Consider the following 22,079-nt stretch of genomic DNA (forward strand, 5'->3'; position numbering starts at 1 on the left):
CATTTACCTTAGTTGTGATAAATTATGTGCAAATTGGGCAATGATTGTGCAAACAGTCATGTTCATATCGAATGAGCCATAATTTCGCTTGATCATGGCAGGGGCTTAGGGGATAATCCTGCCGTTCACATTAAAAGAAGCGTTTAATGTGAAATCTATGGTGACCTTAGGGTCCCCTCGCAATGATAACTTGTGAACTCGGCCAGGCCCGGAAGGGAGCAACCGCAGCAGGTGACTCATGTGCCGAGGTGTGGCTCTAGGGGAACCTCCAAATCCTCTTTTTGTTATCTTCTTTATTACGTTTTATCTTTTACTAGCCAGTTTGTAATCGGTTTTTAATATTTGTATCTATTAACACCAATTATGTGTTCTCTAAGCTTGGTAATGCTGCAACTTTAGCTTTTGCTTCAGCCTCTTCTTCGGCTAAACGTCTTTTTAAGTTCGATTTTAAAAATTCTCTAGACTTCTCTAATGCGGCCTGTATTTCTTTTTTCATATTTTGAAGTTCATTATAATCTTCAAAAAAATACGTATCGACTAGATGTCTGATATAGCGAACAGGCAACTGATTTAACGTCACGCAGCATAAGTCGGCAAGGTATTCTTCTGGCAGTTCCTCCATTAACCCTTCATCTCTTAATATTTCCATTAATAAGACTTCATAATAATTGCGAATATCAACCTGCATAATTTACTCCGATGGCGCTACTTTTATATCAGTTTGCAACTAGATTGAGTTGGCTGCAATAAAAAGTTGGCTATGGCGTTGGGTTAATTCAGTTTCATCGCGGCTATAACCACCACCGATAACTGCCGCGATTGGGATTTGAGCCTTTTTTGCTGTAGATAAAATTATTGTATCTCTGGCTAAAATTCCAGCGGTTGAAATGTTGAGATAGCCTAGATCATCGTCAATGTGGATATCTACGCCTGCATCATAAAGGATTAAATCTGGTTGATGGATATTAATAAGGTAGGGAACAACTTCTGTTATTGTCTCGATAAATCGATCATCATTGGTATATTTGTGAAATTCAACATCGTGATCTGATTTTGCTTTTCGCGCTGGGAAGTTTTTAAGGCAATGAAATGAGCAAGTAACAATATTAGTATTATTACTGGCTAATGTGGCAGTGCCGTCTCCTTGGTGTACATCACAGTCAATGATTAACACTTTACTGGCTTTACCTGAATTGATCATAGTCGATGCGGCTAATATCAAATCGTTAAAAATACAGAAGCCACTACCGAAATCTTGGTGGGCATGATGGTAACCACCACTTAAGTGTAAAGCGACGCCATTTTCGATTGCCAATTTAGCGCAAAGTACAGTGCCATTAACTGCATGTAAGGTTCTGTCTACTAATGATTCACTCCAAGGGAAACCAATCCGCCTCATTTGTTTTTTATCGAGTGTGTTAGCTAAAAAGCCATCTACATAATCGGGATCATGAACTTGTTTTAGTTGGTCTATGCAAATTTTAGTAGGAGAGTGAAAGTCTTTTGTATTGGCTATGCCGCTTGAAATTAAATATTGCTGTAATAATTGATATTTCGTGGTTGGAAAGCGGTGCGCACTCGGTAACACCAGCTTAGAGTAGCTGGTGTGATAAACAAGTGGTATGCCCAAATGTAAAACCGAAAGCGCAGAGGGGATGAAGAAAAGTTATAGCTGTTTAATCGCCCAGCTCATAAATTCTTTACGAGTTTCTTCATCAGCTTGAAGCCACCAATATTGAAGCATTTGCTCAGGATGTGTCCCTGTTTGGCTATTGGCGTTAACTTTTGCACTGCTTGTTTTAGTCGTGTTAACTTCATTTGCACTAGCGGCTACAGCAGGTGCCGTTGCTGCAACAGTCGCACTGGGTGCAACTTTAGCGACAGGTAAAGATTTTGTATTACTATCTGTTGCTGAAGCAGACAAGGTATCAATATCTTCGCCTTGACTACCGTTGAACAAATTGGAAATAAAACTACTCTCTTTATATTCTGTTTGAGTTACTGTATATGATACTGCGCCGTTATCTTTTCGAGAAATTACGACTTGAGGGTCTTTGGCAAAGGCTTTAGGCTTTTTGACATAGTCGCCGTCGATAGGCTTTAACTGATACTCGTAATCGCCATCAACCTTGATATCGATAATAAATGGTGAAGATTTAATAAAACTCTGGCTATCACTGAAATCATCATCAACCATATCATGATAACGAATTGCAATTTTGTGCTGGCCGTTATCTAACTCAAGGTTAGTTTTATGCGAGAACATATTGGTATCAATTTCTTTGCCGTCTAAAGCAAGATATTCAAAAGACATAGGAATGGAGAGATTTGCTGCAATAACAGAAGTTGAAGTGACAAAAGCCAGTAATGTCGCACTCAGCGGCAGTGTAAATTTCATTGTTGCTCCTTAACGATTTGTATTTCGATTCGGTCGTTCAAACATTTGAATCCTATCTTCAATATAGCTAATTGCTTGACGGCACTTTCCTAATCTGCGGTGCAGAGAAAGGATTTCATTTTGTATCGTGATTTTGTCAGCACTGTGACAGTTTGCAAGCTTAGTTTCCATTTCTGCAATTTTTTGTTCAAAAGTTGTAGCCCAATTCAAATGTTTATTAAGCTCTTGGTAAATCTGGTGGCTATTTTTCATCACATTGTTAGCTATCCATGCAAACCCACTGTCGGCATGTTGCTGCTGTTGTTTCTTCGCATATCTAGCACGGTTGTTGGCACGTTTTTGTTCAGCTGTTTTTACATTAATATTGGTCGTCACTAAAGCTCGACGTAATGCAGTAAAGCGGTCTTGTATTCTTTGGCAACTTAACTCGATAATTTTGATGTCTAATTTTAGAGAAAGTTGCTTTTCTAATTGAACAATATCTTTTTTAAGTTGTTGGATACAGGGTGTGAGCTGAGCACCTTGCTGAATAAATAATTGCGAATTAAATCTTTCAATGTCTTGCAGCATTTTCTTCTGTTGTGAAGGCAATTGCTGGTCATGATTTAACGCATCTCGTTCAAGTGTATTGAGCTGCTGCTTTAATTGATGAATTAGTTGATTTGTATTTCTCATAACCATGCGGTCCAAGCAAGATTAGCTGCAATTGCTAGTACGACGATAATAAAGAGTGGTTTGACAAAGGGAATTCCGAATCGTATTGCTGATTTCGCGCCAATGAATGAGCCCGCCATCATACACACCCCCATCCATAGACCCAGTATCCAGTCAACTTCACCTAAAAGGGCAAAAATAATGAGTGCAGTGACATTACTGACAAACGTCATGACCCTAGCAAGGGCACAACTGTTTAATAAAGGTAGCTTGTGCAGCCTGATACTACTTACTGTCCAAAAGGCACCAATGCCAGGACCAGCAAAACCATCGTAGCAACCTAGTAAAGTCCCTTGAGCTGCTTGTTTCGTTTTACACGGCGATTGGGTGGGCGCTACAGAAATATTATCTCCCATTGCTTTTGGACTGAGTAAGGTATAAAACGCGATGCTGATGATAACCAATGGAAGAATTTTTTCGAGCCAAGCGGCGTCGATTAAATAAACTAAAATGCTGCCTAATACAGCACCTATAAAAGTGGTAATAAAGGCGGTTCGCCAAAATCTAAGTTTGATGAGTTGCTGCTTATAATAAGTATATCCAGCGGTCAATGAGCCGAAACATGCTGCCAGCTTATTTGTGCCTAAGGCTAAATGAGGCGGAATGCCCATAGTCAGTAGTGCGGGAATTGATAGCAATCCACCACCTCCTACTACGGCATCAATAAAACCAGCGACTAATCCAATAACAGCCAAAAACGCCCAATGGCTAGGATCTAACAGAAATTCCAAATAAATACCTATTCTATAACTTTACGAAATGGCGGAAGGGCATCAAGTAATGATTTACCATAACGCTTAGTAATAAGACGCCTATCTAAAATGGTGACGCGACCATAATCATCTTCTTTACGGAGTAATCTACCACAACTTTGGATCAATTTGCGTGATGCATCTGGAATGGTGAGCTGTAAAAATGGATTACCACCTTTACTCTTAATGTATTCTGCATGCGCTTGTTCAACTGGTGAAGTTGGCACTGCAAAGGGTAATTTGGTAATAATCAGATTGGTAAGGTAATCACCGGGTAAATCTAACCCTTCTGAAAAACTTCCTGTACCGAAAATAATACTGGGCTTACCTTGGTCACAGCGGAGCTTGTGTTGCTCTAAAATTTGTTGCCTTGGCATGGTTCCTTGCACAAACAGCTGGTCTTTGGCAATTTTACCATTGACCTTATCTGTCACTTTTTCCATTTGCCAATATGAGGCAAACAGTACTAATGTCGCCATTTCATCTTCTACAAGTGCGATAACTTGTTCTGCTAGTTCATCTGTAAAAGCATCTTCAGTGGGCTCATTTTCCATTTGTGGAATAAACAGTGTCGCATTATTTTGATAATCAAAGGGCGATAATAAGGCTAGAAAACGACTACCATCATTTAGGGACAACCCGACTTGGTGAGCGAAATGATTGAAATTATTTAAGGCTCTTAATGTTGCGCTACACAATATAACGCCTGCAGCTTTTTGCCAGAGCATATGCTCTAGCATAAAACCGACCTCAATTGGAGATGCACAAAATAGGTAATCTTGTTGTTTACCGGTAATGAGCTCTGCCCAGCGAGCCATTGGCGCCCCTTTTTTGGAATCCTCTTTTGCGAGCATTTTCCAGAGTTTTGCGAGATTTTCTAACCTTTGCAGTATAAAGCCGGCCTCTGATAAAGCAGCTTCTGATTGATGCTTTGGTAGTTCACCATCTTTGATTGCTTCATTCAGTACACTTTGGATCTTGGTAAATTGTTTTACTGCAAGATTTGATGTAGTTGCTAAGTTTTCTGCTTGTATTAGTAAAGATTCTGGAAGCTTGCCATTTTCGAATCGTAAACGCGTTTCTGGGTTGGCAAAAAGTTTAGGCTGTGTGTCGCAAAAATGGGCAACTTGATTAAGCTGAGTCACTAAATCGCCAATGTGATCGAGCATTGCTTGCACAGGGGCAATAATATGTGTGGTTTTAAGTTGATTTTGAAGTTTGGAGCAGGTCTTTGACGCCTTTTCAAGCCAATCACTCGCCCCCCTCAATGTTGCTTGAGCACTTGAAAAATCTCTTGCTACCGTCGGCAAGTGATGAGCCTCATCTATGACATAAAACATGTCTTCAGGTTCTGGCAAAATCACGCCACCGCCTAACTCTAGATCGGCAAACAGCAAACTGTGATTAACAATAAGTACATCCCAGGTCTCGACATCTTCACGAGCTTTATGAAAAGGGCAGTGATGATGGCTCGACATTTGCCGATGACAACTGTGCTTATCACAGCAAATTTGCTGCCATAAAAAGTCAGGAATAGGCTTTTTTAATGTATCAATCTCGCCGTTCCACTTATTGTCGTTAAAATCTTGATGTAGGGCTTTGAGGAGATCTATTTGACTTTGATCTGGTTTAGTTTGCCACATTGCCATCTGAGATGTGTCTTCAGGACCTATCATGGCAGCGAGTTTAGCTAAACATACGTAACGCTGGCGGCCTTTAACTAAACCGAATTTAAAATCAACGCCAGATTGTTGCAAAAAGAAAGGTAAATCCTTGTGCAATAACTGCTCCTGCAAGGCTACTGTTGCTGTCGCGATACAGACCTTTTTCTTACTTGCCAAAGCTAATGGAATCGTTCCGAGAATATAAGAAAGGGATTTACCAATACCGGTTCCTGCTTCACAAACCATAATGCGTCGTTGTTTATCATAGTCACCAGCTAGGGTTTTTGATATTTCTGCCACCATAAAGTTTTGCTCTCTGCGAGAACGAAAATTTGGCATCGCAGTCGCAATATCTTTATAGATAGTGCGGATCTGGGTTTTGATATGATCCGTTAGCATGTAGGGTCCATTAGCAATCTTTACTTACTAATTCTGTATTAGCTGTTATATGCTGTACATAATAACAGTGATTTTAGTTGTTCGAAATATATAATCTAGCTAAAAGCTAAGCGAAGACTTTTAGCGACAGGATTCAAATCGGATAATGAAGGGCTCGATCTTAGATGTTATGAATATCTATGGCTATGACCTTATTCAGTTAATCACACTCAATATGTAAAGTAATCTTGTTAATCCATGGACACTCAATTGCAAAAAAACACCCTAAAAGGGCTCGTACTCACCCGACACGCCATTTATCGACATGGCCGATTACTATTGCAGTATTTTATAAAAACAGCTGACGGTCCTGCAATCATTGAGGTGGAGCAGTTTGATGTTATTTGCTTTTGTAAGCAGATAGATTCTGAGTTCATTTTAAGTCATTTTAGTACTGGTATAAGAATTGAGCCGGTAAGCCTAAAAAATTTTAATTACGAAGATGTGTCTTGTGTTTATGTAAAATCAACAACGATGTTAAAACAGGTGCTGCGCATTGCTAATGACGCTGGTATTGAAATTTATGAAGCAGATATTCGACCTGAACAACGTTTTTTAATAGAAAGATTTATAGCATTACAAGCTGAATTTGCCATTAATGCTCCTTTATCACAGCCGCCGTATAACACTGATAATCATCCAAGTACTCACACTTACTTAGCAAGCAAAGCCAGAAGAACAGAAGTTAATGTGCCTGTCTCAATGGTGTCTTTAGATTTTGAATGCAGCCCAACTGGTGAACTGTATTCTGTTGGTTTATATGGTTCACATTCAGCGCTAAATGAGGAAACCGACCTTTATCAGAAAGTCATCATGGTAGGAGAGTCTGAATCAATAGATAACAAAAAGTTTGATAGCGACAAATTAAGCGATGATGACATTCACTGGGTGAGCGATGAAGTCTCATTAATTAAAGCTCTGATAACTTGGTTCAAAGAGTATGACCCTGATGTCATTATTGGTTGGGCGGTGGTGACCTTTGATTTGGCGCTACTGTATAAGCGTTGTCAAATACATCAAATAGCATTATTAATCGGTCGCGATGAACAAGCGCTGACTTGGAAGGTGGAAGATAAGTATCGTCCTGAGACACTATCGCTGCCTGGACGGGTTGTACTTGATGGTATTGATTGGATAAAAGCGGCTTTTTATCAATTCGAGCGTTATTCGCTAGAGCATGTTTCTCAGCACTTATTAAACGAAGGCAAAGCCATTGATCATGTTGAAAATCGTGGGCAAGAAATATGTCACCTTTTTGAGCACAACAAACAAGCATTAGCTTTTTATAACTTAACTGATTGTAGGTTAGTGTGGGATATCTTTAAAAAGACCCAATTACTGGCTTTTGCATTAGAAAGAGCAAAATTAACGGGTCTTGAGTTTGGGCGAGTAGGTGCCTCGGTCGCTGCATTTAATAACTTGTACTTACCGCATCTTCATAGAAGTGGATTTGTTGCACCAGCGAGAGCGGCCAGTAATGGTTTAGAATCTCCAGGTGGCTATGTCATGGACTCCATTCCAGGCTTTTATAAAGATGTATTAGTCCTCGATTTTAAAAGTCTGTACCCTTCAATAATACGTACCTTCTTAATTGACCCTAAAAGTCTTGTTGAAGCAAAATTCAACCCTTTAGAAGATGATGTTGACGGCTTTTTGGAAGCTAAGTTTAATCGTCATAATGCAATTTTACCTGGTCTTATTGCTAGTCTTTCTCTGCAAAGAGAAAAAGCTAAACAAGATAATGATAAACCTCTTTCTCAAGCAATTAAAATTATCATGAACTCTTTATATGGCGTTTTAGGCTCAAAAGGGTGCGTTTTTCATGACGCTAAACTGGCAAGTTCTATCACAATGCGTGGCCATCAAATTATGAAACAAACGAAAGTTTGGATTGAAGAGTTGGGTTATACGGTTATTTATGGTGATACAGACTCAACATTTGTGTGGTTGGGTGAAAAGCATCAAATAAAAGATATCAACAAACTAGGAGAGCAACTAGCACATGATATGACAGTTAAGTGGCAACAGCGTTGTCTGGATGAATACGCTTTAACTAGTCATTTGGAGTTAGAATTCGAAAGTCATTTTAGTCAGTTTGTTATGCCGACTTTAAGAGGGTCAGAAGCTGGCAGTAAAAAGCGTTACGTCGGCGCATCAAAGGATGCCGAAGGGCAACTCTCTCTTACATTCAAAGGAATGGAGCAAGTAAGAAGCGATTGGAGCCCGTTAGCGAGAAGGATCCAATACCATTTGTATTTTTTATTGTTTTCTAATGGTGACGTTAAATCTTATCTAAACGAGCAACTTGAGCAATTGGCTTTGGGTCAATTCGATAATGAGTTGATATTTAGAAAACGATTGAAACGTCATGTAGAAGAATATACCGCTAAATCCTCACCACACGTTAAAGCTGCCATTAGGCTTTGCCAGATCACAGGTGATAAGAATAAAGGTAGAAGAGGAGCGTTAATTGAGTACCGAATGACATTGAATGGTGCTCAGCCTATTACTGCTGTAAATGAGTCAATAGATTATGACTATTACATCGAAAAACAGATAAAGCCGATAGCGGAGCCCGTTTTAGCCTTATTAGGGGAAGGGTTTGATAGTCTTAGTAGTCATCAGATAATGTTAATTTAGTGTTATTTGATATTGCGTTTGTGGTTATTCGTTACTATTTTTGAATAGTTTGGTAGTTGATTGTACTGTTTGATGTGTGTATTTAGTATATTCATACGGAAATTGCGCTCATTTCTTTGTTTCGTGATATTTCAGCATGCTAGCCTTTGTTGAAAGGATAATACAAACAAAATGGACTGTTACCAGCAACAATGATGAATTTAAAATGGGAAGGTTTAGCTCGATGAAAAAGACTTTAATCGCTTCGACACTAGCAGCAGTGATGTTCGTACCAACAGCTTCAGCAATTGAAATCTATAAAGATGACAAGAACTCAGTAGAAATTGGTGGCTTCATTGATGCACGTGTTTATCACGGTCAAGACACTACAGAAGTAGTCAATGGTGCATCACGCATTAACTTTGGTTTTGATCGCCAAATGGGCGATGGTTGGAATGCGTTTGCTAAACTAGAGTGGGGCGTAAATCCATTTGGTGACAGTGAAATTATTTATAACAATGACCAACTTTCTTATGAGAATGGTGACTTCTTATCGAACCGTTTAGGCTATGTAGGTGTAAACCATGATACATACGGTACGCTGACGATTGGTAAGCAATGGGGTGCTTGGTACGACGTCGTTTATAACACTAACTACGGTTTTGTTTGGGATGGTGATGCTTCTGGTACTTACACATATAACAAAGGTGATGGTTCTGTAAACGGTACAGGTCGTGGTGATAAAACGGTTCAATACCGTAATGCATTTGGTGACTTCAGCTTTGCAGTTCAAGCTCAGTTAAAACAAGATGAGTTTGATGTATTAGAAGATGGAAGTATTGGTGACGAGCCAGTGGCTCCGTTGATCAGTGCTCAGCAAACTGTTGCGACAATTGAATATAACAACACTTATGGCTTAGCCCTTACTTACCAAGCTACCGATAATTTTGTTGTGACTGCCGGTGTAAACGTTGGTGAGTTCAAAGGTGAAACTGTCGAAAACGAAAAAATCGAAGAAACTGACATCATTTATGGCTTTGGTTTGACATATGGCGGTGGCTGGGATGCTGAAGGCTTATATGCTGCTGCAAACTACAGTAAACAAGAATTCCACGATACTGACAATTTAGGTCGCTTAATTTCTGAAGCATATGGTGTTGAGACGTTAGTATCATACCGCTTTGATAACAACATCCGTGCATTTCTTTCATACAACATCTTAGATGCTGGTGACGAATATAAAGCAGAATACAACGGTGATACTTTCAAACGTCAATTCACGGTTGCTGGTTTGCATTACATCTGGGATGCCAACACTGTAATTTATATTGAAGGTCGTATTGATAGTAGTGACTTCAGTGGTAGTGAAGAAGCTGCTATGAAATTATCAGATGATGATGGTATCGGTTTCGGTATCAGATATACGCTTTAGTAGTTTAATCACTGATAAAAAGCACCCGAAAGGGTGCTTTTTTTTGTTTAGAATAAAAAAGATGAAGTTAAATGTTAAAACTTTGTACCAATAAGTATGTATTTCACCATTTACAATGAAATGAGGCTGTTTAAATATCGTTCATTTGAAAACAAAATGTTAATAAGCTTGGTTCTGATTGGTAATAAATAAAACTATTATCTATCAATATCTTATGGTTTAGTGGTAGTTATATCATCTGATACTGTCCACTAAAATGGACAGATTAACTACCATTATCAAGTAAACTCTGGTTATGTTAATGAAACATATGTTGAATTAATGTTTCATTTGTGATTTTATTGCTCTTGAAATGTAGTAGCGGTGTAATTCGCACACATTCACCAGCTTGGTTTTACCGAGTTTGGAAAATAAGAAAGATATAAGTCCAGGGAGATTGACAATGCATAAGAATTTATTAGCTAAATCAGTGCGTCTAGCAATGATTAGCGGTGCGGCTGCGGCGGCATTCACCACTCCAGTAGCATTTGCTGCTGAAGAAGGTGAAAAAGTTGAACGCATCGAAGTTACCGGTTCACGAATCAAACGTGTTGACATGGAAGGTGCTAACCCTGTCCAAGTTATTACGCGTGAAGATCTTGTTGAATCAGGTATTTCTAACATCGGTGATATCTTACAAGAAATTCCTGCAGTTGCTGGTGCAGCAACTAACACTGCTATTAACAACGGTGGTTCTGGTGCAGTACGTGTTTCTTTACGTGGTTTAGGTAGCGCAAGAACATTGGTACTTGTTAACGGCCGTCGTATGGTTAACTCAGGTACTGGTGCTAACGCATCTGCTGACTTAAGTACTATTCCAGTTGCAATCATTAAACGTGTTGAAGTGTTAAAAGATGGTGCTTCAGCTGTTTATGGTTCTGATGCAATTGCTGGTGTTGTAAACATCATCACTCGTAATGATTTTGAAGGTTTCGAAGCTAACGTTTCTTATGACGGTTCTACTGAGAACTGGGATGGCGAAACTAAAACTGTAGATTTCACAGTTGGTGTAAGTAGTGACAAAGCAAATGCGGTAGTAAGTGCATATTACACAGAGCAAACAGAGCAAATGTCTGGTGACCGTGATTGGTCAGCTTTTGAATATGACTTAAACCCAGCCACTGGCGAGTTAGATAAAGGCGGTTCTTCTGCGCCACCATGGGGTCGTTATAACGGCGTAAATAATGGCATTGATGACGCAACTTGTAATTCATTTACTCATGGTGCAGCTAATGGCCCAGGTCAATCTGACCCTTCTGATTTCACAAACCCTACAGGATATGATTGCTGGGATTGGGATAAAGATACTTATAACTATGCACCTGCAAACTATCACTTAACGCCTCAAGAGCGTTACGGTATGTATGCATCTGCTGAATATCGCTTTAATGATTCTGTGCGTTTCTTCTCAGAAGTTTCATTTAACCGTCGTACACCTAAAACTAAACTTGCTCCATTACCATTAGCACCTCTTGCATTCTTCGGTTGGACAGATGCAACTTATTCTGCTGACAACTATTGGAACCAACAGTTAGGTCCTAAGAATGACAATGGCGAGACAGTTGATATTGCAGATTGGCGTCGTCGTATGGTTGAAACTGGTGGACGTGATTCAACATTCGAAGTTGATACTGTACGTGGTGTATTTGGTATCGCTGGTGAGTTTGCTGACACTTGGGGTTATGAAGTGTCTTACGTTTACGGTCAAAACTCATCTAGCACAGCCGGTGCGGGTGGTGTTAACTTTGAAAAAGTTAGCTTAGCTGTAGGTCCATCATTTATGGATGCAAATGGCGATATTGTTTGTGGTACTGCCGATGCTCCTATCGCTGATTGTGTTTCTTTAAATACATTTGGTGTTCCAGGTACAGATACTCAAGTATCTCAAGAAATGCTTGATTATATTACGTTCGAAGCACATGACTTAGGTTCTAATGAACAAACAGTGTTAAGTGCTAGTGTATTTGGTGATGCATTCGAGCTTCCTGCTGGTCCAGTAGGTATGGTATTTGGTGCTGAGCACCGTGAAGAAGAAGGCGCAGATTTACCAGATGCATTAATTGCACTTGGTATTACTAGTGGTTCAAGCCGCCAAAAAACTCAAGGTAGCTACGAAGTTGATGAGCTTTATGCAGAAATGAACTTCCCATTACTATCTGGTGTAGTTGGTGCTGAAAGCTTAGAAATTGATGGTGCTATCCGTTATTCTGATTACAGTACATTTGGTGACACAACTAACTATAAACTTGGTCTTCGTTGGCTTCCAATTGATGGATTAATGTTCCGTGGTACTGTTTCTACAGCATTCCGTGCACCATCTACGAGTGAATTGTTCGCTGGTAACTCTGATAACAGTCCTTTAGTTTCAGATAAGTGTGCTACAAACCCGACTTCTTTCTGTATCGCTGATGGCGTTCCAGCTGGCGGTTTTGAGCCTATTGGTGACCAACTATCTTCAACTCTAGGTGGTAATGAAGATTTAACACCTGAAGAGGCAGATACTGTAACTATCGGTGCTGTTTGGAGCCCAAGTTTTGTTGATAATTTATCATTTACGCTTGATTACTGGGATATCGATTTAGATAACGCAATTTCTACAATTGGTGAACAGTTAATTCTAGATAAATGTGCTGAAGAAGGTACTTATTGTGACTTAATTACTCGTTATGGACCTGAATTCCCAGGTTTATATGGTAACTCAAGTGATATTGATAATCGTAACATTAACGTGGGTGGAGTACATTCATCAGGTTATGATTTCAATGCTCAATACAGTATTGAAACTGGTATCGGTGATCTAAGCTTCGTTCTAGATACTACATACTATGACACATACGAAATCACTCAAGCTGATGGTTCAACGATTGAAAACGCTGGTTGGTTCCGTCGTACAAGTGGTGATGGTAACTTCCCTGAGTGGAAAACTAACTTCAACATTAACTTAGCACAAGATAACTGGTCAGCTAACTGGAAGATCCGTTACATTGGTGAAGCATTAGAGCCATTTGATGCTAACAATGATGGTTCTACAGATCTTGATGATTTAAGTGATTCTCGTACAGTTGATAGTCAAACGGTACATGATGCACGCTTTACTTATTACTTTGATAACGTAAGTACTACTATTGGAGTCAGCAACGTATTTGACCAAGACCCACCATATGCGGCGACTGGTTTCAATGACAATACTGACCCACGTACATATGCTACAACTGGTAGACACTTGTACTTAGGTGTTGGCGTTAAGTTCTAAAATTAGTTTTTAAATAAATTTAGTAAGTAAATCTGATAGACATGGTTTGAAAAAACCATGTCTTTTTTCAATTTAATGGAGTAAATCATGGATAAATTTACAGCTTTAATCTTGTTGATTTTATTATCTGGCTGCGCAGCACAGACTACTGATGATACCGTCAGTTACAATGATGAAGACTTAGTATGTGAATATGTAGCGAAAACAGGGAGTAATTTGAAAAGAAAAACTTGTATGACGCGCGAGTTATCAGACGAACTTAGAAAAGAGAGTGAACAAGATTTACGAGAAGCATGGAGAAAAGGGCAAACACAAGCTCATACTAATATATGATCAATCATTTTTTTGACAAAAATCCTAATACGAACTCGTATTGGGATTTTTTGTTTTTATATTTATATTAGTTTTATTCTATTTTAGATGAACTTAGTTATTTACCTTATAAATTAAATGACTTAATAATTGATAAAATTCAAGCTAGTCACCAAGATTCCAACTCTATTTCAGTCTCACTTTGCTTAAAAATACAACGTTCGACTAATCAAGAGCGTTTAACACGTCTTTCCAGTAGTTTTTGATGTTCTCAAATGTTGACACAGGTCAACATTTTGTGAAATGATGCGAGCGGGTCTATGCCTTAGCAGGTATAGAATAGGGAAGAAAAAACTAACAATCACAAGAGAAAGATAGACTTAGCAGTATCAGTCAGGATTAACAATATAATCCTAGTTGTTACTCATTAGTTAAGCTTTCTAAATCACTATAAATTGGTTGGGAACTATGTCCAAGGTAAGCAATAGAACAAAAATCGCTACTGCACTTGTTGGCGCGCTTGCATTAGCTAGCAGCAACTTCGTGATTGCAGATCCTCTAAGCGATGTACAAAAAGCTGATAGCAAAATTCATGCTGATGCAGCTGCATCTCAAAACAAAGTAGATAAATATTTTGATCAAGCACAAGACATGCTTTTCGAGTATGGCTCAGTAGCTGACGAACGTGAATCACTAAAATCTTACAACGATTACGTTGCAGGCTTAGTTGCAGACCAAGAAGCAACAATGAAACTGATCCAAGACGATATCGACGGTGTTGATGCTCTTAGACAAGGTGTTGTTCCTTTAATGTTTAAAATGGTTGAAGCATTAGAGCAATTTATTGCTTTAGACTTGCCATTCAATCAAGACGCACGTGAAGCTCGTGTTCAACGCTTAAAAGATACTCTTAACAGCGCTGAAGTAACACTAGCTGAAAAATATCGTCTAATTCTTGACGCATATAACATTGAACGTGAATACGGTTCAAAGTTAATTGCTGAAACAGGTCAATTAGAGCTAGATGGCAAAGAAGTCTTAGTAGATTTCTTAAACTTTGGCCGTGTTAGCTTATATGCGCAAAGCCAAGACCAAAAGTCGGCTTGGATGTATAACGAAGAATCTAAAAGCTGGGATAAGTTAGAAGATAGCTATCTTCGTAACTTAAGCAAAGCAATTAAACAGGCTCGTGGACAAGGTGCTCCTGATCTATTCGCCTTACCAATCCCTGCTGCGGAGGCTGCGCAATAATGAAAAAGTTTATTACTACAGCAATCGTTGCTGCAACTTTGTCTCTAACTTCGGGAATGGTTAGTGCTGCTGATGCACCAAAGACGATTGACCAATTATTAAAACAAGTACAAACAGATCGTGCTAACGCGAATAAGACTAACAAAAAGCGTGAAGCTGAATTTTTAAATGAGCGTGGCGATAAAGCCGCTCTTTTAAAGCGTGAAAAAGCGGCTTTAGCTGCTGAAGTTCAACGTGGTAAAGATTTAGCTCAAGCTTTCACTGACAACGAACGTAAAATCGCTCAGTTAGAAGAAGATCGTAAAATTGCTTCTGGTGACTTAGGTGAAATGTTCGGTGTAGTTAAAGGTGAAGCTGGTGATTTCGCAGGTAAGTTAGTTGCTTCTAACATTACTGCTCAGTTCCCAGGTCGTGACGCATTTATTGCTGAATTAGGTGCTCGTAAAGAACTTCCAAAAATTGACGAGTTAGAGCAATTCTGGGAAGCACAACTTTTTGAAATGGTTGAATCTGGCAAAGTTGTTAATTTCGACGCTGAAGTAACAGGTTTGGACGGTAACGTTCATACAACTACAGTTACTCGTGTTGGTGCATACAACTTACTTGCTGATGGCCAATATGTTGTTTACAACGCTGATTTAGGCTTGATTCAAGAACTATCTCAACAACCTGGTAGTGCACAAGTTTCTAGTGTTAAATCATTCACTAGCGCAACTTCTGGTTACGAAAAATTATTCGTTGACCCGGCTCGTGGTGTTCTACTAAGCGTGTTCACACAAAAAGCGACTATTGAAGAGCGTATTGAAGCTGGTGGACCAATTGGTTACATCATTATCGGTATTCTTGTTCTTGGTGCGTTGATTTCTATCGAACGTCTAGTAACGCTTTACATCGTAGGTTCACAAGTTAAAGCACAACGTAAGAACATTGATAATCCTGGTAACAACGCGTTAGGTCGTGTACTTAAAGTTTACCAAGAAAACAAAGATGTTGATGTTGAAACACTTGAACTTAAGCTTGACGAAGCTATTCTGAAAGAAACACCAGCTTTAGAAGCTCGTATTTCAATCATTAAAGTACTGGCAGCTATCGCTCCAATGATGGGTCTACTAGGTACAGTAACGGGTATGATCGCAACCTTCCAAACAATTCAATTGTTCGGTACAGGTGACCCACGCTTAATGGCTGGTGGTATTTCTATGGCATTGATGACAACCGTTCAAGGTCTAGTTGCTGCACTTCCATTGATGCTTATGCATGCAATCGTTGTAGCTCGTAGTAAAACAGTTGTTCAAGTTCTTGAAGAGCAAAGTGCTGGTATTATCGCAGTACATGCTGAGAAGAGGGCTGACTAATGATGCTAATCCTGATGGATGTTTGGGACTCTGTCAGGGGCTTCATGGCCACCGGAGGAGATATCCTCTGGTTGGTTGCAGGTGTTTTATTCTTAATGTGGGTATTGATGCTCGAGCGCTTTTGGTACGTCAATTGGGTAGCACCAAAAGAGCATAAAGGCATTATCGACTTATGGAATAATCGAGAGGATTCTACCTCTTGGTATGCGCACCGTATCCGTGAAGCTTGGATGTCCCAAGCAAAACAAGATATGAATGCTCGTATGCTGATGATCAAAACCTTAGTAGCAATCTGTCCTATGATAGGTCTACTAGGAACCGTAACCGGTATGATAGCAGTGTTCGATGTGATGGCAGTTCATGGTACGAGTAACGCTCGTATGATGGCGGCTGGTATTTCAATGGCAACCATGCCAACGATGGCAGGAATGGTTGCAGCATTATCTGGTGTATTTTTTAGCACTCGATTAGATGCAAAAATGAAAATCAGTCTTGAAAAGCTTAAAGATAGCTTGCCGCACCACTAGAGAGAGTATTTAAAATGGCACGTAAAAAGCATTTAAATGTAGAAGAAGAAGCACAAGTAGATATGACTCCGATGCTCGACATCGTATTCATTATGCTTATCTTCTTTATTGTGACGACTTCGTTCATTAAGCCATCAGGCCTTGATTACAAGAAACCTGAAGCTTCTACGGCGACACAACAAAAATCTGCGAACATCTTTATTGGTGTTAGTAAGACTGGCGTTATCAAAATGGAAAACCGTCAGGTTGACATTGAGCGTGTAACAGCAAACGTTGAGCGTATGTTAGCTGAAGCACCTGAAGCGGCGGTATTAATCGAAGCAGACCAAGAAGCCGAACATGGCCTTGTTGTTAAAGTAATGGACAACGTTAAGAAAGCGGGTATCGATAAAATTTCGATTTCAGCGGGGAAAGACTAATATGCTGAGAGCAATAGTATCACTCATTTTAGGTGCTGCTGTTACTTTCGCCTTGTTTATCTTCATGGCCTTCTTGGTCGGTGGCGGCGCTAAGCGCGCCGACACCAAAACTGATTCTCCTATTATTGAGATCAGTATGGAGAAGCAGGATACGAAAGTTCAGGATAAGCCAAGGGTCAAACCTAAGCCGCCAGCGCCACCTGAGCAACCGCCTAAGCCGGAAACTACTCCGCCAGATACGTCATCAGATATTGATACGAATATGGCATTTAACATGAGTGGTGTAGTGGCTGGTGGTGCGAGCACAGGCTTTAAACTCGGTAATATGATGACGCGTGACGGCGACGCAACACCAATTGTACGTATTGATCCTCAGTACCCAATTGCTGCTGCTCGTGATGGTAAAGAAGGTTATGTACAACTTTCGTTTACTATTAACGAACTAGGCGGAATCGAAGACGTTAAAGTTATAAAAGCAGAACCTAAGCGTATTTTCGACAGAGAAGCAGTTAGAGCTCTGAAGAAATGGAAATACAAGCCTAAAATCATTGATGGTAAGGCGATGAAGGTTCCTGGCATGACAGTTCAACTTGACTTCACTTTAGATAAAGGAGGTAGATAATGCGTAAAGTAAATACAATAGCTAGTGCATTAATGCTGACTTTATGTAGTACTTCTTTATTGGCTGTTTCAACCGCGCAAGCTGCTGAAAAATGTCCAATCGAAGAGCGTCAATCAAGAGCTGTTGGTGCAAGTGCTGGTAAAAAAGTTCAAAGAGCATTTGAAAGATATACAGAAGGTCAACTTGACGAAGCCATTGAGATCTTACTCGAAGTCAATACAAAAAATGATTTCGACAAAGCTTATATTGGTCGCATGATTGGCTCTTTCTATGCTGAAAAAGGTCAAATGAGTACCGCTATTAAGTACTTAAAGACTGCTGTAGATGCTGATATTCTTGGTGGTACAGATCACGCTGCAACATTACGTTTGTATGCTGATTTATTACTTCAAGAAAAACAGTTTAAGGAAGCAATTCCTTACTACTACAAGTGGATGGATTTCACTTGTAAAGTTGACCCAATAGTATACCGCCGTGTTGGTATTGCTTACAGTGAACTTAAGCAGTGGGATAAAGTACTTGAAGTGGCTGACAAAGGTCTTTCCTTGATGGAAAAACCTGATAAAGGCCTTTATCAAATGAAATTGACTTCATACTTCAACCAAAAGAAGTATAAAGAGGCTGTAAAAGTACTAGAGATTATGGTGCCTTTATTCCAAGACGATAAACGTCTATGGGTTCAGCTTGCTCAGTTCTATTTGATGACTGAAGATTATACTAAATCTTTAGCAACTTATGATTTAGCTTATAAAAATGGTTTTCTTGAGACTGATGGTAACATCACTCGTTTAGCTCAACTTATGTCGCAAAATGGTGCGCCTTATAATGCTGCTAAAATTTATGAAAAGCATATGAAGTCTGGTTTGATTAAAGAGTCTGAAAAGTCTATTAAAATCTTAGCTGGTTTCTATCATAACGCTAAAGAGTTCAAGCAAGCAGCTAAACTATATGGTCAAGCTGCTGAGTTAACAGGAGATGCTGAGTTGTACCTTAAACAAGGTAAAATCTTAGCTATCGCTGAACAGCCTAAAGCTGCAATTCCAGTGTTTGAAAAAGCACTTGCAGCTGGTTTAGATGAGCCAGGTGATGCTGAACTTGAGCTAACGTTAGCTCACTTAAGCCTAAAGCAATACAAATCTGCTTATAAACGTGCAAATCGAGCTGCTAAACACAGCAAGACAAAACGTAGCGCAAATAGCTATATTTCTTATATCAAAGAAAAAGCACGTATCAACAACATTACTTTGTAAGTTTGTTGATATCGAAAAGCCCCTTATGGGGCTTTTTTTTTACTTTTCATTTATGGTTTATGTCTTAGGTAACTTGTTATTCTAAGTTACAATTTATCGTTAGAGATATTCACTAAATTTAGATAAATTACACATAATAACTACAAAGTATCGGATCATTTTTTGGTAATACGTTTATTACCATCCATAGGGAAATTATTATGCAAAAAACGCTACTCGCCGTATCAGTTTCATCACTTATGTTGTTGCAAGCTTGCAGTGAACCCGAAGCAACCTCAGCTCCTGCTAATACTGTGACAACAGAAACTGCAGCCAAAGCGGTTAAAGAGCAATCAGCTGAAGATATTTACAAAGCAATGGCTGACAATTATTTTAATGATGTACTTGCTTTAGAGCCTATCTACGCAACCTATGTTGGTGTTAATGATTACAATGACCAATTTGGTGGCGCGTTAACAGAAGAATATTTAAAACAGCGTCATGAGCTGAATTCAAAATACTTAAAACAAGCCAAAGCAATAGATGCTGATAAGTTACCTAAAAATCTGCAACTCAGCTTCGATATGTTTATTTATGATAGGCATATGGATCTTGTTGCTGAAAGTTATCCGGAACATTTCATGCCGATGAATCAGTTCTATAGCACTGTGATTAGCATGGTGCAATTGGGTAGTGGTGAAAGTGCGCAACCTTTTAAAACGGTAGAAGATTATCAAAACTGGTTAGGTCGCTTATCTGGCTTCATCAATTGGGTTAAGTTAGCTCAAGTAAGAATGGATGAAGGTATTAAGAGCAAAGTTGTACTGCCTAAAGTGCTTGTAGAAAGAATAATTCCACAACTTGATGCTCAGTTAGTTGAAACTGCCAGCGATAGTTTATTTTACACGCCAATTTCGTCTTTACCTGAAGACTTCAGTGACCAAGATAAAGCTGCGTTAACCAAGGAATATACTGCCCTTATCCAAGATGAGCTTCTACCTTCACTGACCCAATTAAGAGATTATTTTAAAGACACCTATTTACCGCATGCTCGCGCATCTGACGGTTGGTGGGGATTACCGAATGGCAAGGAATGGTATCAGACATTAGCTAATCGTCACACAACAACGACCATGCCTGTTGACGAAATCCATCAAATTGGTCTTTCTGAGGTAAGTCGAATTTTATCTGAAATGGATAAAGTGCGAGAGCAAGTTGGTTTTGAAGGCGATTTAACAGCATTTTTTGCATCGCTATCAAGCGAACCTGAATATTTCTTTGAAGATAGACAAGGTTTAATTGATGGGTACATGGCATTAAAAGACAGTATTAATAAAGAGCTGCCTAAGTACTTTAATGTCATGCCAAAAGCTGACTACATTGTTAAACCTGTTGAAAGCTTTAGAGAAAAATCAGCAGCAGGTGCTTCATATCAGTCGCCTGCGGTTGATGGTTCTCGTCCGGGTGTGTTTTATATCAATACTTATAATTTGAAGGCTCAACCTAAATGGGGTATGACGACTTTATCACTGCATGAAGCAGCTCCCGGACATCATTTCCAAATTGCGATTAAGCAAGAGTTAACTGGAATCCCTGAATTTCAACGTTTTCAAGGCTATACGGCATTTGAAGAAGGTTGGGCGTTATACGCTGAGTACTTAGGTATAGAAATGGGGTTATTCAAAGACCCGTATCAATATTTTGGTAAATTATCTGATGAAATGCTAAGAGCGATGCGTCTTGTTGTTGATACAGGCTTACATTCAAAAGGTTGGAGTCGTGAGCAAGCTATCCAGTATATGAAAGATAACTCTCCAATGGCAGAATCAGATATTGTTGCTGAAGTTGAGCGCTATATGGCGATTCCCGGACAAGCACTTTCGTATAAGATTGGTCAGCTTACTATATTAAAATTACGAGCCGATGCAGAGTCAGAATTAGGTGACAAGTTTGATCTTAAAGGTTTTCATGATCAAATCTTAACCACTGGTTCATTGCCTATGGCTGTGATGGAGAAAAAGATTGCACGTTGGGTCGAATCTGAATTGGCAAAATAACGAATAACTGTTAGCTTGTTAGTTGAATATATATAGGGAGTTTTACTCCCTATATTTTTAGCAATTTTATCTACAATTAGTAGGAGTACATCATGGTACAGGCAACTGCACGACACCTTTTAGTTAGCTCAGAAGAGCAATGTGAGCAATTGAAACAAGAAATTCTAGCGGGTGCCGATTTCGCTGAAATTGCAAAAGCAAATTCTTCATGCCCATCTGGATCACAAGGTGGAGAGTTAGGTTCATTTGGGCCAGGAATGATGGTTCGTGAATTTGACGAGGTTGTTTTTAGTGCGCCATTAAACGAAGTTCAAGGACCAGTGAAAACACAATTTGGGTATCACCTTCTTGAAGTAACAAGCCGCGGTTAATTTAACTCTTAATCGTCGAAGGCAGCTTTGGCTGCCTTTTTTATTTTTTGTTACTCAATAAATTTAATCAATGGAATTGATAAATGATTGCATTATATACAGATAGGTTAGTCATTAGAACAATTCAGCAAAACGACTGGTCAAATGTGCTAGCAATTAATTCTGATCAAACTGTGTTAACACATATTCGGCCTGTTACCTCTACTGCGGATATTGAGTCGACTTTTAAGCAACGGTTGAAACCATGGTCATACGATTCAGGTGAGTGGTTAACCTTAATCATTGAAACAATACAAGATAAGACGTTTGTAGGCTTAACCGGTTTTTATAAAGAGTCCGACGCGATGAATCGTGCTGAAGTAGGCTACTTAATAAGTCCAAACCAACAAGGTTTAGGTTACGGCACTGAAAGTTTAAAAGCGGTTATCGATTGGGGAATACACGAATTCAATATTCAAAAGTTTATCGGTTATTGTGCTGTCGATAACATTGGATCGGCTCAGGTAATGCGCAAGTGTGGATTTATCCAAGAAGGGTTATTAAGACAGAACCATCAGATTGGTGACAGGCAAATAGATGAATACCTGTTTGGATTGCTTCAATCTGATATTAGGATTTAAACAATCA

19 protein-coding genes and 1 other RNA gene are annotated in these 22,079 nt (G+C 39.3%); 14 read left to right on the forward strand and 6 right to left on the reverse strand.

Annotation, left to right across the window (positions count from 1 at the left end; translation table 11 throughout):
• Positions 1-166 precede the first annotated feature (166 nt).
• Positions 167-263, forward strand: an RNA gene (gene ffs, locus SJ2017_RS07865) — signal recognition particle sRNA small type.
• A 98-nt stretch (positions 264-361) separates the two neighbouring features.
• On the opposite strand, the gene SJ2017_RS07870 is transcribed toward ffs, so the two are convergent.
• The 6 genes from SJ2017_RS07870 to dinG are packed head-to-tail and all read right to left on the reverse strand — an operon-like array spanning position 362 to position 5,927.
• Positions 362-688: a late competence development ComFB family protein gene (locus SJ2017_RS07870; protein WP_065108397.1), complete on the reverse strand. Its 327-nt coding sequence runs from the start codon at positions 686-688 to the stop codon at positions 362-364.
• 39 nt (positions 689-727) lie between these two features.
• The gene (locus SJ2017_RS07875) at positions 728-1,630 is read right to left on the reverse strand and encodes a histone deacetylase family protein (protein WP_080915413.1); all 903 of its coding nucleotides are present in this window, start codon (positions 1,628-1,630) and stop codon (positions 728-730) included.
• 36 nt (positions 1,631-1,666) lie between these two features.
• On the reverse strand, positions 1,667-2,398 hold the full coding sequence (locus SJ2017_RS07880) for a DUF2057 domain-containing protein (protein WP_080915414.1): 732 nt from the start codon (positions 2,396-2,398) through the stop codon (positions 1,667-1,669).
• Positions 2,399-2,407: 9 nt separating this feature from the next.
• Complete coding sequence (locus SJ2017_RS07885) at positions 2,408-3,073, reverse strand: primosomal replication protein (protein WP_372037887.1); 666 nt, start codon at positions 3,071-3,073, stop codon at positions 2,408-2,410.
• Positions 3,070-3,843: a sulfite exporter TauE/SafE family protein gene (locus SJ2017_RS07890; RefSeq protein ID WP_065108394.1), complete on the reverse strand. Its 774-nt coding sequence runs from the start codon at positions 3,841-3,843 to the stop codon at positions 3,070-3,072. The genes SJ2017_RS07885 and SJ2017_RS07890 overlap by 4 nt, the downstream gene beginning before the upstream one ends.
• A gap of 8 nt (positions 3,844-3,851) precedes the next feature.
• Positions 3,852-5,927 carry an ATP-dependent DNA helicase DinG gene (dinG, locus tag SJ2017_RS07895; RefSeq protein ID WP_055023904.1) on the reverse strand — a complete coding sequence of 692 codons (2,076 nt, stop codon included), beginning with the start codon at positions 5,925-5,927 and terminating at the stop codon, positions 3,852-3,854.
• A gap of 237 nt (positions 5,928-6,164) precedes the next feature.
• On the opposite strand from dinG, the gene SJ2017_RS07900 reads away from it, so the two are divergent.
• From SJ2017_RS07900 to SJ2017_RS07960, 13 genes are all read left to right on the forward strand, one after another.
• Positions 6,165-8,606 carry a DNA polymerase II gene (locus SJ2017_RS07900; protein WP_080915416.1) on the forward strand — a complete coding sequence of 814 codons (2,442 nt, stop codon included), beginning with the start codon at positions 6,165-6,167 and terminating at the stop codon, positions 8,604-8,606.
• Between the two features lie 223 nt (positions 8,607-8,829).
• Complete coding sequence (locus tag SJ2017_RS07905; RefSeq protein ID WP_080915417.1) at positions 8,830-10,017, forward strand: porin; 1,188 nt, start codon at positions 8,830-8,832, stop codon at positions 10,015-10,017.
• A gap of 442 nt (positions 10,018-10,459) precedes the next feature.
• A complete protein-coding gene (locus SJ2017_RS07910) occupies positions 10,460-13,309 on the forward strand; it encodes a TonB-dependent receptor (protein ID WP_080915418.1) in 2,850 nt (949 codons plus the stop codon).
• Positions 13,310-13,396: 87 nt separating this feature from the next.
• Complete coding sequence (locus tag SJ2017_RS07915; protein ID WP_080915419.1) at positions 13,397-13,642, forward strand: hypothetical protein; 246 nt, start codon at positions 13,397-13,399, stop codon at positions 13,640-13,642.
• Between the two features lie 447 nt (positions 13,643-14,089).
• Positions 14,090-14,872, forward strand: a complete 783-nt coding sequence (locus tag SJ2017_RS07920; RefSeq protein WP_055023899.1) for a DUF3450 domain-containing protein — start codon at positions 14,090-14,092, stop codon at positions 14,870-14,872.
• Positions 14,872-16,227 carry a MotA/TolQ/ExbB proton channel family protein gene (locus SJ2017_RS07925; RefSeq protein ID WP_055023898.1) on the forward strand — a complete coding sequence of 452 codons (1,356 nt, stop codon included), beginning with the start codon at positions 14,872-14,874 and terminating at the stop codon, positions 16,225-16,227. The genes SJ2017_RS07920 and SJ2017_RS07925 overlap by 1 nt, the downstream gene beginning before the upstream one ends.
• Positions 16,227-16,754, forward strand: coding sequence for a MotA/TolQ/ExbB proton channel family protein (locus SJ2017_RS07930; RefSeq protein ID WP_080915420.1), 528 nt, complete (start codon positions 16,227-16,229; stop codon positions 16,752-16,754). The genes SJ2017_RS07925 and SJ2017_RS07930 overlap by 1 nt, the downstream gene beginning before the upstream one ends.
• Before the next feature lie 14 nt (positions 16,755-16,768).
• The gene (locus tag SJ2017_RS07935) at positions 16,769-17,173 is read left to right on the forward strand and encodes an ExbD/TolR family protein (RefSeq protein ID WP_055023897.1); all 405 of its coding nucleotides are present in this window, start codon (positions 16,769-16,771) and stop codon (positions 17,171-17,173) included.
• Position 17,174: 1 nt separating this feature from the next.
• Positions 17,175-17,795 (forward strand): energy transducer TonB, encoded by a 621-nt coding sequence (locus SJ2017_RS07940; protein WP_055023896.1) that lies wholly within the window; start codon positions 17,175-17,177, stop codon positions 17,793-17,795.
• Positions 17,795-19,045 carry a tetratricopeptide repeat protein gene (locus SJ2017_RS07945; protein WP_055023895.1) on the forward strand — a complete coding sequence of 417 codons (1,251 nt, stop codon included), beginning with the start codon at positions 17,795-17,797 and terminating at the stop codon, positions 19,043-19,045. The genes SJ2017_RS07940 and SJ2017_RS07945 overlap by 1 nt, the downstream gene beginning before the upstream one ends.
• 200 nt (positions 19,046-19,245) lie before the next feature.
• Complete coding sequence (locus SJ2017_RS07950; protein ID WP_080915421.1) at positions 19,246-21,081, forward strand: DUF885 domain-containing protein; 1,836 nt, start codon at positions 19,246-19,248, stop codon at positions 21,079-21,081.
• Positions 21,082-21,173: 92 nt separating this feature from the next.
• Positions 21,174-21,452 (forward strand): peptidylprolyl isomerase, encoded by a 279-nt coding sequence (locus SJ2017_RS07955; protein WP_080915422.1) that lies wholly within the window; start codon positions 21,174-21,176, stop codon positions 21,450-21,452.
• Positions 21,453-21,535: 83 nt separating this feature from the next.
• Positions 21,536-22,072 (forward strand): GNAT family N-acetyltransferase, encoded by a 537-nt coding sequence (locus SJ2017_RS07960; protein ID WP_080915423.1) that lies wholly within the window; start codon positions 21,536-21,538, stop codon positions 22,070-22,072.
• Positions 22,073-22,079 lie beyond the last annotated feature (7 nt).

The sequence above is a fragment of the Shewanella japonica genome, assembly GCF_002075795.1.
In the GTDB taxonomy this organism is placed as follows: domain Bacteria; phylum Pseudomonadota; class Gammaproteobacteria; order Enterobacterales; family Shewanellaceae; genus Shewanella; species Shewanella japonica.